11 protein-coding genes and 1 pseudogene are annotated in these 13,729 nt (G+C 73.2%); 7 read left to right on the forward strand and 5 right to left on the reverse strand.

Annotation, left to right across the window (positions count from 1 at the left end; genetic code table 11):
* Positions 1-10: 10 nt before the first annotated feature.
* Together ACZ34W_RS19435 and ACZ34W_RS19440 are read left to right on the forward strand one after the other, a co-directional pair.
* Entirely contained in the window at positions 11-1,267 is a 1,257-nt protein-coding gene (locus ACZ34W_RS19435) for a L,D-transpeptidase (protein WP_465605666.1), read from the forward strand.
* A gap of 39 nt (positions 1,268-1,306) precedes the next feature.
* Positions 1,307-1,441 (forward strand): annotated as a pseudogene (locus ACZ34W_RS19440) (nuclear transport factor 2 family protein); the annotation flags it as partial.
* 112 nt (positions 1,442-1,553) lie between these two features.
* Here the strand turns inward: ACZ34W_RS19440 and ACZ34W_RS19445 are convergent.
* Positions 1,554-3,131 carry an AMP-binding protein gene (locus tag ACZ34W_RS19445; protein ID WP_465605668.1) on the reverse strand — a complete coding sequence of 526 codons (1,578 nt, stop codon included), beginning with the start codon at positions 3,129-3,131 and terminating at the stop codon, positions 1,554-1,556.
* A gap of 431 nt (positions 3,132-3,562) precedes the next feature.
* Between ACZ34W_RS19445 and ACZ34W_RS19450 the strand changes: the two genes are divergently transcribed.
* Together ACZ34W_RS19450 and ACZ34W_RS19455 are read left to right on the forward strand one after the other, a co-directional pair.
* Entirely contained in the window at positions 3,563-4,201 is a 639-nt protein-coding gene (locus ACZ34W_RS19450; RefSeq protein ID WP_465605670.1) for a hypothetical protein, read from the forward strand.
* 285 nt (positions 4,202-4,486) lie between these two features.
* Positions 4,487-4,717 (forward strand): hypothetical protein, encoded by a 231-nt coding sequence (locus ACZ34W_RS19455; protein WP_329485239.1) that lies wholly within the window; start codon positions 4,487-4,489, stop codon positions 4,715-4,717.
* 137 nt (positions 4,718-4,854) lie between these two features.
* On the opposite strand, the gene ACZ34W_RS19460 is transcribed toward ACZ34W_RS19455, so the two are convergent.
* Positions 4,855-5,319, reverse strand: a complete 465-nt coding sequence (locus tag ACZ34W_RS19460) for a phage tail protein (protein WP_329485240.1) — start codon at positions 5,317-5,319, stop codon at positions 4,855-4,857.
* Positions 5,320-5,969: 650 nt separating this feature from the next.
* Here ACZ34W_RS19460 and ACZ34W_RS19465 point away from each other — a divergent pair.
* Positions 5,970-8,027, forward strand: coding sequence for a SpoIIE family protein phosphatase (locus tag ACZ34W_RS19465; RefSeq protein WP_465605672.1), 2,058 nt, complete (start codon positions 5,970-5,972; stop codon positions 8,025-8,027).
* Between the two features lie 69 nt (positions 8,028-8,096).
* On the opposite strand, the gene ACZ34W_RS19470 is transcribed toward ACZ34W_RS19465, so the two are convergent.
* Positions 8,097-9,155 carry a DUF2637 domain-containing protein gene (locus ACZ34W_RS19470; RefSeq protein WP_465605674.1) on the reverse strand — a complete coding sequence of 353 codons (1,059 nt, stop codon included), beginning with the start codon at positions 9,153-9,155 and terminating at the stop codon, positions 8,097-8,099.
* 595 nt (positions 9,156-9,750) lie between these two features.
* Complete coding sequence (locus tag ACZ34W_RS19475; RefSeq protein ID WP_465605676.1) at positions 9,751-10,707, reverse strand: LysR family transcriptional regulator; 957 nt, start codon at positions 10,705-10,707, stop codon at positions 9,751-9,753.
* A 102-nt stretch (positions 10,708-10,809) separates the two neighbouring features.
* Here ACZ34W_RS19475 and ACZ34W_RS19480 point away from each other — a divergent pair, with 102 nt between their 5' ends.
* Together ACZ34W_RS19480 and ACZ34W_RS19485 are read left to right on the forward strand one after the other, a co-directional pair.
* On the forward strand, positions 10,810-11,703 hold the full coding sequence (locus ACZ34W_RS19480; RefSeq protein WP_465605678.1) for an NAD(P)H-binding protein: 894 nt from the start codon (positions 10,810-10,812) through the stop codon (positions 11,701-11,703).
* 95 nt (positions 11,704-11,798) lie between these two features.
* Positions 11,799-12,164 carry a darcynin family protein gene (locus tag ACZ34W_RS19485; RefSeq protein WP_329485244.1) on the forward strand — a complete coding sequence of 122 codons (366 nt, stop codon included), beginning with the start codon at positions 11,799-11,801 and terminating at the stop codon, positions 12,162-12,164.
* 240 nt (positions 12,165-12,404) lie between these two features.
* Here ACZ34W_RS19485 and ACZ34W_RS19490 read toward each other — a convergent pair whose 3' ends face one another.
* Positions 12,405-13,439, reverse strand: coding sequence for a hypothetical protein (locus tag ACZ34W_RS19490; protein ID WP_465605680.1), 1,035 nt, complete (start codon positions 13,437-13,439; stop codon positions 12,405-12,407).
* Positions 13,440-13,729: the final 290 nt, after the last annotated feature.

The following is a 13,729-nucleotide window of genomic DNA, read 5'->3' on the forward strand; positions in this document are numbered from 1 at the left end:
AGGAGCACAAGTGAGCACTGTTCAGGCACCCCGGACCGCGATACGCCCCGGCGACCGTTTCAACCGCGGCGCGGTGGCGCTGACGATGGGCGGCATCCTGCTGCTGACCGCGGCCTGCGGCGACGACGGGGGCAAGGGCGACGAGGCCCCCCGGGCAGCGGGCACCGCCGCCGCCGACGGGCCGGCGGCCACGGCCACGGCCACGGCCCTGCCCAAGACCTCGGCCGCCGTGCTGGACGTCGCGCCGAAGGACGGCGCCCGGGGCGTCGCACCGGACGCGCTCCAGGTGTCCGTCTCCCACGGCAGGCTCACCAACGTCGACGTGACCGACAAGAACGGCAAGCCCGTCCCCGGCTCGATCAGTGCGGACGGCACCGGCTGGAAGCCGGCCGCCGCACTCGCCCCCGGCACCGCGTACACGGTGAACGCCCAGGCGCTGGACGCCGACGGCCTCGCGGCCGCCTCCACGAGCACCTTCACCACCCGCACGCCCGACAAGCAGGTCTCCACCAACGACAACATCGCCGACGGCCAGACCTACGGCGTGGGCATGATCGTCAAGGTGGAGTTCAGCAAGAAGATCACGAACAAGGACGCCGTCGCCAAGGGCATCACCTTCGAGACCGACAACGGCACCGAGGTGAAGGGGCACTGGTTCGGCGACGACCGGCTGGACTTCCGCCCCGCCGACTACTGGAAGCCCGGTACCAAGGTGACGATCCACTACCGGCTGAAGAGCGTCGAGGTCTCGCCCGGCGTCTACGGCGACGTGGACAAGGACGAACCGTTCACCGTCGGCCGCTCCCAGGTCTCCACGGCCGACTCGGCCGCCCACACATTGACGACCGTCCGGGACGGCAGGAGCACCACCGTGCCCGCCACGCTCGGCGACGACAAGCACCCCTCGTGGGGCGGCACCATGGTGATCATGTCCAAGGAGAAGGTCACCCACATGAACTCCCGGACGGTCGGCCTCGGCGACGAGTACGACATCCCCGCCGCCCCGCACGCGATGCGGCTCACCAGCAGCGGCACCTACCTCCACGGCAACTACTGGTACAAGGGCGACCCGTTCGGCAAGGCGAACACCAGCCACGGCTGCGTCTCGCTCAAGGACGTGGAGGGCGGCAGCGACACCTCCGTCGCGGGGGCGTTCTTCAACAACTCCCTGATCGGCGACCTGGTCACGGTCGTGAACACCAAGGAGAAGACCGTGGCGCCCGACAACGGACTGGGCGGCTGGAACCTCCCCTGGGCGAACTGGTAGACCCCGGCGGCCGTTTCATCCCCCGGGGAATCGCGTGCGCTGCGCACGGTCGTGCCCGGCGGCTCCGTCGAGGTCCACGACGAGCTCGCCCCCGACGGCCGCGTCCGCCGCATCGAGGAGACCACCCTCATGCTCGCAGGCACCGACGGCGACCGGAACCCGGGCAGCGCCCGCCGACACCCCGCGCCGACCCTCGATCGTCTCGCCGGGACCGGGAGACGGTCCTCGCGCCCGCCGGGTGTGGCGCCCTCCTCCGGTGCGGAGCGAGCGCCACACCCGGGCCCGGTCAGCCCGGGAGGGTGTCGCGCAGGCGCTTCCTGTCCGGCTTGCCCACGGGGGTGAGCGGGATCTCGGGCACCAGGTGCAGGGCCTCCGGGGCGTAGATGCGGCCCTGGCGGGCGGTGACGAAGGCCCGGATCTCGTCCAGCTCCGGGCGGTGTCCCGGGGCGGGGACGACCACGGCGTGGACGTGTTCGGCCTGCTGGGCGTCGCGCAGGCCGAGGACGACGCACTCGGCGACGGCCGGGTGGGTGAGGAGCAGGTCCTCCAGCTCGGAGGGGTAGACGTGCCCGCCGACCACGATGATCTTGTCGGTGAGGCGGTCGGCCAGGTAGAGGAAGCCGTCCTGGTCGAGGTGGCCGATGTCGCCGGTGTTCAGCCAGCCCTCGCGCAGCACCTCGGCGGTGAGGTCGGGCCGCTTCCAGTACCCCGCCATGAGGGTGCGCGAGCGGACGTGGATCTCGCCCAGCTCACCGGCCGGCAGCTCGGTGCCGTCGCCGGAGCGGATCGCCACCTCGACGCCCGGGAGGGGGCGGCCGACGGAGAGCCGGCCGCCGTGCCCGACCCGGTCGTGCTCGTGCGGGCCGAGGGCGGCGATGTTCTGCGCCTCCGACATCCCGTAGCCGCTCGCCAGGATCGGCCCGAACACCTTGATCGCCTCGCGGACCCGGGTCGGTGAAGCGACGCAGCCGCCGTACAGGATCCGCTCCAGGCTGGACAGGTCGGTGCCGGTGATCGCCGGGTGGTCCAGCAGCCGGTAGAGCAGCGGAGGCAGGACCCACAGATCGGTGATGCGTTCGCGCTCGACGGCGGCCAGCACCTCTCCGGGGTCGAAGGAGCGCTGCAGGAACACCGAGCCGCCGTGGTACAGCGTCAGATCGGCCAGCACGCCCGCGAGATGGGCCAGCGAGGTGGCCGCCAGGAGGCGGCGCTTGTCACCCTGCGGGCCGAACGGGACGTCGAAGACCCTGCGGTAGGGGCCGTGCAGACTGAGGATGCCCTTCGGGATGCCCGTGGTACCACCGGTGTGCCGGATGCCCAGGTCGTCGTCCGGGCCGACCCGCACGGCCGGGGGCTCGGCGGGCCGGCGGGCGGCGGCGGCGATCACGTCCTCACCGATCGCGTCCCCGCCGACCACCCCCGGGCCGGGGCCCAGGGTCAGCACGGTCGGCACGTCGACCAGGGCGAGCAACTCGGGTGCGGTCGCGTACCGTTCGGCATCCACGAGGAGGACGGCGGTGTCGACGCTCGTGACGATCTCGGCGAGCACCGGGGCGCTCATGCCGTCGTACAGGTTGACCAGCCGGGCGCCGGCGAGTCCGGCGGCGTAACGGGCACTGAGCGCCTCGGGTGTGTTGCCGGTGAGCAGCGAGACGGTAGAGCCCCGGGTGACGCCCCGGGCGAGGAGTTCCTGGGCCAGGCGGTAGGTGGCGTCGACCAGTTCGCCCGCGGTGATCGTGGCACCGTCGGCGGTGGTGACGGCCGGCCGATCGGGGTCGCGGGCGAGGGACCGGAGGATCAGCGCGGGGGCGCTGACGAACTCCGCGTCGTACATGGCCACTTCTTCTTTGTAGTTTGCAACCATATCGACAGGCTAACCCCAACCCGGCTGCCGCGATGCCGATTCGGGGACGGGGTGCACACCGGCCGGGCACCGCTCCGGCCGGCCGGCCGGGCGAACCCCGCCCCATCCGCCGGGCAAGTCATGGGCAAGGCGCGGTAAAGGCTGTGCGCAGCTCCTTGAGGGATCCGACGGCCCGTCAGTAACGTCATGGCCACTTCAGCAGATGGTGGGTCCGCCCACATCCCGCACGCATGTCTTGACCCCGACAACGAGAGGCGCCCCTCAGACTCGGGGCGCCCCGGTCCCCGTACAGCGCGCCGCACCAGCCGGCCCGCGGCCGACCGCCGGGGCCGGCCCGCACATGCCGAGTACCGTCAGCACGGGCCCGAGCCCGTACCGGCGCGCACCCCCGCCGGCACCGGCCGCGCCCTCGTCCCACGGAGGGCCGACCTTTGCGCCACCACTCCCCCCGCAGCCCGCGTCCGTCGCGGCCGCGCGAACTCCTCGCCGTCCTGCCCGCGCTCGCCGTGGCGGCCACCGGCCTGCTCGCCGTCGCCCCGCCCGGCGCAGCGGCCGCCACCTCCGACGCGTCCGGATCGCCCTCCTCCGGGTGGACGGCCACCGGCACCGGCGACAGCTGTACCGGCATCCAGCTGCTCGGCAATCCCGGCTTCGAGACCGGCAGTGCCGCGCCCTGGACCACGACCGCCGGCGTCATCGACAACGCCGGTCGGGAGCCCGCCCACAGCGGCGGCTGGAAGGCCTGGCTCGGCGGCTACGGCTCGTCCCACACCGACACGCTGTCCCAGTCGGTCGCCCTCGCGGCCGGCTGCCGCGCCACCCTCGGCTTCCACCTGCACATCGGCACCGCCGAGTCCGGGGCGACCGCGTACGACAGGCTGACGGTGTCGGCCGACGGCACCACGCTGGCCGCCTTCAGCAACCTCGACGCCGCTCCCGGCTACACCCTGCGCGGCTACGACCTGTCCGCGTTCGCCGGCCGGACCGTGACGATCACGTTCACCGGTACCGAGGACCCTTCGCTCCAGACCACCTTCACCGTGGACGACACCCTCGTCCGCACCTCCTGACCGCCGCCGAACGGCTGCGGCGCCCGGTCGCGGCCCAGCCGAACGCCCCCGCCCGCGCGGCGGGCGGGGCGCAGGACTCGGCCGGGACGCGCTCTCACCTACCGTATTCGCTCCATCACCCTCGGCGGCGGCTTGCTTCATGAGTCGAATGATCGACTGAGAAGGTGCTGCGGAATCCTTCGGAATCGGCGGGCCCTGGCGTACCTTCAAGGAAGCAGAGGCCAATCGAACAGTTTGTTCGTCCACTTGTTGAACTCAAGGCCGAGGCGGTCAGAGGAGGGTTCCATGGTCAGCAGTACCGGCGACGGCCCGGTCCGCGGCGGGAGGCCCACGGCGAGGTCCGGCCGGACGACGGGGCGGATGTGGATCCGCACGTACCGGGTGGACGCCGACGGGCGACCGCTGGACGCCGTCGAGCGGCGGGAGGAGTACGCGCCCGTCGCCCCGGTGCCGCTCGCCAAGAGCACCTGGCCGCCCTGCGCGTGCCCCCGGCACAGCGCTTCGCGGTCCGCATAGCTCCCCGGGGCCGCCGGCGACGCCGACGACGGCGGCCGGGCAGGTCCGGCGACCGCCGCTCACGAGGTGCGCCCACAGCGGCAGGCCTCCGGCCCTTTGTCGGGTTCCGCAAGATCCCTTTCCGGCTCGGGCGCGGCTCAGTACTCGTTCTTGATGACGAAGTACGATCCGCGGATCGTCCCGGCGAGCTTCGACTTCTGGCGGGCGAACTTGAACCGCTGGGCGAGCTCCTCCGGAACGTCCATCCCGTCCGAGAGCTTGAACCCGACCGCTCGCTTCCCGGCATCGTCGACGGTGTACATCACGTTGACCGACAGTCCGCTCTCGTAGAAGACGTAGGCCATCCGGATGTCCTCGACCTGGAAGGACGTGGCCTCCAGGGGCCTGGACGCGATGACGATCTCGCGTTCCTCCCGCAGGATCCGGTGCACCCAGTCGACGACCTCCGCGGCCTGGTCCGCGGGTTCCACGGTGAAGACGTGGTCGTACTTGTTCTTGAAGTAGCGGGCCTCGTTCGCCCGCAGGCCGGCGAGTGCGTCCGCGACGGGCGACGACTCCAGGCCGACGGTCGATACGGTGCCGAAGTCCACGGCGTAGGTCATGGCGGATTCCTTCCCAGGGGCACGGGCGGACGGCAGGGGCTTGGGGCGGTCCGCGCGAAGGGCGAGGTCACGCCCCCGAAGCGGCGCGGAACGGCTCGACCGGCGGGCGTGCCGTGCGGTGGTTCCCGCGCGGCTCCGGCGACGAAGGCGCGTCCCGGCGGGCGCCGTCCGCGGTTCCGCCCCGCACGGCTTCACCGGCGCCGATCGTACTGGTCCGCAATGCCGCGGGCCCGGAGCGGCCGACCGGCGTGTCCACCGTGCGCGAAGGGCCGGTGATGCCGATGCCGCCGAAGTCGCGAGCCGGGCTCGACCCCAGGCCGCCGGGCTCCGGACTTCGCGACCGCCCCGCCGACCCATTGGGTAGTTCGCGGTAAAATGTCGGAAACGGCACCACATCGACCTTTCGTGACCACAACGACGGCTCGGGCCATGACCCGGTCACCACGCCCGGGTCGGGCGCTCGGATCCACCGGACCCGGTCGTCCGAACCGCTCCGGACGCGGTTCATCGGCTCGGCACCCCATGAACCGTCGGCCCGGACACCGCGGAGGCACGCCCGAGCAGCAGCGATCACGCCGCACGGACCGGCGTCGCGCCCTGGAGCGTCGAGCGTCCGCACCCGACTCCACGTACCACGGGCAGGTGATCACATGAGTTCGGTGCCGCCCTCACGAGGTGGTGCGCGCCCGGCCGGAGCGGTCCCGGAGACCGTGGAGGCACACCGGGCGGGCGACGCCCCGGTCGGGTCGCTGCACTTCATGGGCGACGCCCTGCTGGCCTGTGACCGGGACTGGAACGTCACGTACGCCAACGCCGAAGCAGAAATGATCTTCGGCCCCTTGTCCTCGCTGCTGGGCAGCACGCTATGGAACGCGGCGCCGCAAGCCGTCACGGCAGGAGTGCGGAACCTCTTCCGGCGGGCCACGGCGGACAGCGCGCCGGTCGAGGACGAGAGACGCCTCGAATCGACCGGGCGTTGGTACCGCTTCCGGCTCATCCCGGTCGCCGAAGGCTTCCTGGTCTTCCTCACCGACGTCACCGACCGCCCCCCGCACCGACGCCGCAACGCCGCCGGACACTCCGCCCGCGTCACCCAGCTGACCGGCGCCCTCGCCCGCGCCATCACCGCGGACGACGTGGTCAGCACCGTCGCCGAACACGTCCTGCCGCCGTTCGACGCCACCGGTCTGATCATCCAGGCCCTGGAGAAGGGTCGCCTGCGGGCCGTCGGCTGTGCCGGGTACCCGTCGCTGTTCACCGATCTCCTCAACAGGGCCGGGCCCACCGACGCGGCGGAGGGTACTCCCGTCCACGACATCATCGCCGATCCGCACACGCTCCTCTTCTTCCCCTCTCCGGAGGAGTTGGTCACCAGTTACCCCGCGACGACGGAGTTCGTCGCCGCCGGAGGGAAGAAGTCCTGGGCCTTCCTGCCGCTCATGGTCTCCGGCCGCCTCATCGGGTTCTGCTGCATCAGCTGGAGCCGGCGGCGGAACCTGAACAACAGCGAGCGAGCGCTGCTGGGCGCACTGGGCGCACTCATCGCCCAAGCGCTGGAACGAGCCCGCCTCTACGACGCCCACTACACCCGGGCCAAGGAACTGCAACGCGGAATGCTCCCGCACGCACTGCCCTCCCTCCCGGCCGTCACCGCCACCGCCCGATTCGTTCCCACCAGCGGCGACATCGGGGGCGACTGGTACGACGTCATCCCCCTCAGCTCGGGGCGGGTCGCGCTGGCCATCGGCGACGTCATGGGCCACGGACTGTCCGAAGCGGTGACGATGGGACGCCTGCGCACGGCGGTGCACACCCTCGCCGCCCTCGACCTGCCGCCCGACGAACTCGTCGCCCACCTGAACGACATCGTCGGCGGCCTCGGCGACGACTTCTGTGCGACCTTCCTCTACGCGGTGTATGACCCTGCCCCGGCCACCTGCACCTTCACCAGCGCCGGCCAGCCCCCGCCCGCCATCGTGCACCCCGACGGCACGGTGCGGCTCCCGGACATCGCCGTCAACCCGCCCCTGGGCACGGCGACACCCCCCTTAGACACCACCGAACTCGACCTCCCCGCCGACAGCCACATCGTGCTGTACACGGACGGCCTGGTCGAGTCGCGAACCTGCGACCTGAGCACGGGAATCGACCGGCTCGCGGCCATTCTCACCACGGCCACCGGCGCCGACGGATGGCTGCCACCCGACACCGACCGCGGCGAGGTCGCCAGGGGCCTCGACCTGATCGGGGACGCGGTCGTCTCCGGCCTGCTGCCCGCCGGACAGTCCTGCGACGACGCCGCCCTGCTCATCGCCCGCACGCACCGCATTCCGAGCCGCAACATCGCCTCCTGGCAGCTGTCGGACTCGGCCCGGGCCGCCGGCGAGGCCAGACACCACACACGCGACCGACTCACCGAGTGGGGGCTGAACGAACTGGTACCCACCAGCGAACTCCTCGTCAGCGAACTGGTGGGCAACGTCGTCCGGCACGCCAACGGCCCCGCCCACCTCCGCCTGCTGCTCACCGACGTCCTCATCTGCGAGGTCATGGACGACAGCCCGACCACACCCCATGTCCGGCACGCCTCCTACACCGACGAGGGAGGACGCGGCCTCCAGTTGATCGCCGCGCTCTGCCACCGCTGGGGCACCCGGCACGAAGCCAGCGGGAAGCGCATCTGGACGGAGCAGCTCCTCCCCTCCTGAGAGCGCGACCGACAGCGCGGCACACCGGCCCCGGCCGGGGCCGCCGCGCGTCCTGGTGACGGCCTTGCGTCACCCGAGCCGCTGCTCAAGGGTGCGCAACTTGACTTCCAGCCGGTCCAGTTGAGGGAGCTCCTGAAGGCCGTCCCCGGCACCGGGGCCGGCGGACCCCTGGCCACCGTCACCGGTGCGGTGCCCATCAACCTTGGCTCCGGGTGCCGCGGACGGCAGGAGGGGCCGGGAGTCGAACGCGGTGACGCGCTCGTCGCCGGAGGCGGCTTCCGCACCGGGCAAGCCGGCAGCGGCCGCTCCGCCGTGGAGCCGGCCACGGCGGAGCGGCCCGCCGAACACACCACCCCGACGGGTGATAGCCTTCAGCTCGGCCCGTTCGCGCCGGGCCGCGCTGCGGGCGCGCAGCTTGGCGGCCTCCTTCGACTGGCGCTCCTCTCGGACCTCGTCCACGGCCTCGTCGAGGCTGCGGACGTTCTCCAGCAGCATCAGTGACCAGACCGCGAACGTCTCGCGCGGGGCCCGGAGCCAGCGGACGATCCGGATCTGCGGCAGCGGGCGCGGGACGAGGCCCTGCTCGCGCAGCGCGGCCCGGCGGGTCTGCTTCAGCGCCCGGTCGAACAGGATCGCGGCCGAGACGGACATGCCGGAAAAGAACTGCGGGGCGCCGTCGTGGGACACGCCGCGCGGGGCGTGCACCCAGTTGAACCAGGCCGAGGCGATCGCGAACACCCAGACCAGCAGGCGCGAACCGAACGCGGCGTCACCGTGACTGGCCTCGCGCACCGCGAGTACGGAGCAGAACGTCGCGGCGCCGTCCAGGCCGAACGGGACGAGGTACTCCCACCCGCCGGACAGGCCCAGGTTCTCCGTACCGAAGCCCACCAGGCCGTGGAACGAGAGCGCGGCGGCGACGCCTGCGCAGCAGAACAGCAGGACGTAGGAGGAGATCCCGTAGACCATCTCCTTGCGCCGATGACGCTCCTCGGTGCGCTCCCAGGAGTCACCCGAGTCCTCGGCCCTGCCGTTCCTGAAGCGGAGGATCGCCACCAGAACGGCGCTGAACACCAGTGCCACACCGCCGATGACGGCCCACAGCAGTTGTACGGACGAGAGTGTCATTCCGGGCCCCGGCCTTCCGCAGGTCGATGGGAACAGGTCGATGAGAACGTCGATGCCAGCCCGAGCCGCCCGGCCCCGCCCTTGGCGGCCGGGCCGCACCGGTACGATGTCGGGACGTGACTCGACGACCGTCCAGAGAGCCGGTCGGACACGCCGTCCCACCCATTGACCGAACCGTTGTCAACCGGTCCCCCCGGCGTCATCCACGGGTGTACAGCCGGGACGCGGGTCGTGGCAGGCCCCTGCGAGCCGGGCCCGGCGACAGGACGTCGTTCTTCCCGTGATCCGCTGACCGCCCGGTCCCCCGGCCGCCGCCGCGCCGGATCGTGGCGGGGCGGTGTCGAACTCGGTCGGCCGACGGGGTTTGCCCGACGTGATCGGGGTCAGAAGGGCGTCAGGGCGTCGCACCTCCCGACCGGGCCATCCCCCCGGGTCGGTCGGGGTCAGCGCGCGACGCCCGTGCGGTTCCCAGGACCGTCGCCATCCCCCCGGTGGCGGCCCTGGGTCCGCCCCGCCCGGCTGCCATGCGTCGGGCGTGGCCGGGGCGGCACAGCCCCCCGGCCACCGATCGCCGACGCGGACGGCCGACGGCCTCTCAGGTGGCAGCGGAGTTCCCAGGTGGGCCCAAGGTCCGGCGGACGGCGTCGCGCAGCCAGTGGTGGGCCCGGTCGGCCGCGTGGCGCGGGTGCCACGCCATGCCGATCGTCACGGGCGGCAGTGCCAGCGGGATGTCCAGCAGGCGCAGTCCGAGGGCGAGCGCGTCGTCGGTGAGGGGCGAGGGCGCGGCACCGGGGAGTGCGGCCGGTACGAGGCAGACGACGTCACTGCGGGCGGCGAGGGTCATGGCGGCCAGGTGGCTGGGGAGGACGACACCGACCCGCCGCCGCAGGTCCTGCTCGGCCAGGGCGGTGTCGAGGGGGCCGGTGAACCGGCCCCGGCGGCTGACCGCGACGTGCGGGGCGGCGGCGAGCCGAGCCGCGGTCAGGGGTCCTTCGGTCAGCGGATGGCCGGGCCGGACGGCCGCGACCATTCGCAGGCCCACCAGTTCCTCGACCCTGGTCTCGGGGTCCACGTGGTCGATGGACCCCACCTCCAGGTCGATCCGCCCGTCACGAAGGGCCGGGCCGGCCTCCAACTCCTCGGCCAGGAGCCGGAACGAGACTCCCGGCGCCTCCCGCTCGGCCAGGCGCAGCAGCCCGGGGGCCAGGGCCGCGCCGACCAGGTCGGCCGCCTGGAGGGTGAAGGTGGTGCGCAGGGTGGCGGGGTCGACGCCGGTCCCGGGGCTGAGCAGGACTCCGAGGCGCTGCACCACGGCCGCGGCCTCCTCGCGCAGGGCCTGGGCGCGCGGGGTGGGGACCATGGTCTGGCCGGCCCGGACCAGCAGCGGATCCTGCAGCGTGCGGCGCAGACGGGCCAGCGTGCGGCTCATGGCGGCGGGCGAGGTGTGCAGCCGGGCGGCGGCGCGGGTCACGCTGTGCTCGGCCAGCAGGGCGTCCAACGCGACGGCGAGATTGGCGTCGAGGACCGGATCCGGGCTGCTCACCAGCATCATTCCATTTCAGTCAATGATTGCGTGCCGAAGTTCCCATTGTGGCAGCACTGGAGTCCTCAGCAGGATGGGGGCCTACCGACCGGCACGAACCACGAGGTTTTCATGATCGTCATTACCGCTCCCACCGGCAACATCGGCCGTCCGCTGCTGTCCCGGCTCCTGGAGTCCGCGCCCGCCGCGGGCGAGGAACTGCGCGTCGTCGTGCGCGACCCCGACCGGCTTCCGGACGCGGCGCGCGGACGCGTGGAGGTGATCGCCGGCTCGCACGGGGACGCCGAGGTCGTCGACCGGGCCTTCCGGGGCGCGGACGCCGTCTTCTGGCTCGCCCCGCCGGACGCCTCCCTCACCCCGTACGACGCCTACAGCGGCTTCAGCGGACCCGCCGTGCGGGCGCTCGCCGACCACGGCGTCGGCCATGTGGTGGGCGTCTCGGCGCTCGGCCGCGGCACCCCGCTCGCCGACCGGGCCGGCCTGGTCACCGCCTCGCTCGCGCTGGACGACCTCATCGCCCACAGCGGTGTCGCCTACCGGGCCCTGGCCAACCCGTCCTTCTTCGAGAACCTGCTGGAGGAGGCCGACTCGATCCGCGAGACCGGCGTCTTCACCGACGTCGTCGACGCCGACCGCAAGGCCCCGTTGGTCGCCGCCGCCGACATCGCGGCCGTCGCCGCCGGTCTGCTGCTGGACCGCTCGTGGACCGGCAACGGCAGCGTGCCCGTCCTCGGGCCGCAGGACCTGTCCCCCAACGACCTGGCCCGCATCATGACCGAGCAGTTGGGCCGCCCGGTCCGCTACGAGCGCCAGGCCTTCGACGACCTGTACACCACCCTCGTCCACTACGGCCTCGACGAGGCGTTCGTCCGGGGCATCGTCGACATGAAGCGGGCCAAGGACCAGGGCCTGGACGCCGGTGTCGTCCGTACTCCGGACACCGCCTCCCCCACCGGCTTCGAGCAGTGGTGCGCCCGGACCCTCAGGCCCGCCGTCCTCTCCTGAGGCCCCGCCGGCCTCTCCCGAGGCCCCACCGTCCGCCGCCGGGACCCCCGGTGGCGCGACGTACCGAGACCACCTGCCGCTCTGGAGGCACCCCGATGTCCGCTGAAGTCACCGAACCGCCGGTCACGGCGTTCATGCTCGTCAAGACCACCCCCGAGTGGCTCGCGCTGACCGTCCCGCAACGCGTCGAGGCCTTCACCACCCAGGTCCTGCCCGCGATCGAGGCCAGGACCACCGGTGTCCGGTCACGCTTCTACGACACGGAGTTCTACTCCGCGCGCGTCACCGACGTCTGGGTGTGGGAGGCCGACAGCCACCACGCCTACCAGCTGCTCATCGACGCACTGCGCGAAACCCCGTTCTGGGACCGCTACTTCGAGGTCGTCGATCTTCTCGTCGGCACCGAGAACGGCTACGCCCGCACCTACGGCCTGGAGCCCGTCGCCACCATCGCCACCTGACGGACCGGCCACCCCCGCGCCGCCCTCCGCCGTCACCGGCCGGAGGGCGGCGCGGCCGCGTCCCCGGGCCTGAGGCCGCTCCCCCACACACCCGCCCCGGCCCACGCCCCCGACAGGGGTGGGGCCGGGGCGCGGTCACCGCGGCTGGGCGCCGATCCGGGGCGAGCCGCCCACCGGGCGGCGGCGCCACCGGGCCGCGACGGCGAGCGGATCGCGCGCCCGCGCGGCCCGCCACGGGTGTCAGGTACGACGGACGGCCCGGCGGCCGGCCCCGACGCTTGTACGGCGACGCCGGGGGGTGAGCGCGTGGGTGAGCGTCAGCACGAGGACGGCGGCCTCGCAGGCGAGCGCGGCCGGCCCGAACCGGCCCTGCCACTCGATGATGCCGACCGCCACCCGCACGGGGACCATGGTGTCGAACAGCAGGTAGCCGGCGAACGCGGCCGCGGCCGGCACGACGCCGGCGATCCACGTCCACGGCGTGCCGCGCACGCCGAGCGGGACGGCGAGGAGCAGGCACAGGGCGCTGAGGCCGGCGACCACCGAGACGTCCGGGTTCTGGCCCCAGAGGGCGGCCACCAGCGGCACATGGAGCGCACCCGTCATCACCAGGGCCGCGGCGGCGGGCCACCGGAGCGGCGGGCGCTCCTCGCGGGGCCGTGCCCTCGACAGCACCCGCGCCGGCGGCAGAGCGGCGGCGTCGGGCGGGGCCTGCTCCGCGACGGCCGCCAGGGGTTCCGTGTCGTCACCGCTCGTCGAGGGCCCGGCCGGCCGGTCCGCGACCGGAGCGGGCCGGAGCAGCTGGACGAGGTGGGCGACATCGGCCACCGGGCGCAGCGACGCGGCCGCGTGCAGGGCCGCCTGGATGCCGCTGTCGGCTTCGGCCGCGAGCAGGGCGGTGAGGTGGGCGACGTCGCCCGTGGGTCTGGTGAGGACGGCGGCGCGCAGGATCTGGTCGGCGCCGGTGCTGTCGCGGGGTCTCAGGAGGATCAGGAGGCGGACCAGGTCCTCGACCGGGCGGGCGGCGACCGCTCCGTGGAGGACCGGGGCCAGGGTCGGAGTGTGGGCCGGGTTCAGGTGGCAGAGCAGATCGGCGACTTCCTCCACCGGGCGGCTGGCCGCGGCGCTCATCATCGCCGCCGCGAGGTCGCCGCCGAGCGGGACGGGGGACGGCTGGTTCACCCGCAGGGGAACGGGGGTGAGGTCGGGGGCGGCGGTGTCGGGTACGGGACCCGACCCCGAGACAGGCAGGGTTATGGTCAGGGGGCGGGACATCGAGGTCTCCTGGATCGGGGGAACGGGCCGGCGCCGGGCCGGGCGGGCGAAGGAAGCAAACGGATCTGCCCGGTTCAAGCCTGGCCCGCATTACGCCGACTGCCACTCCAGGCGATCATTCGGGCGACGCCCGAGCCGCACCGGTGCGGCGGGCCGGCGTTTCCCTCCCCGGTGGGCCGTCCCAGCACGGCCGCCTGCCGCGGCGACCACCCTTTCGGGGAGGACCTGGTCCGGACACGCGGCGGCGGGGGGGGGGCCCCCCCCCCCGGGCCCCCCCCCCCCCCCCGGGC

It is taken from the genome of Kitasatospora sp. NPDC022856, from assembly GCF_055561235.1.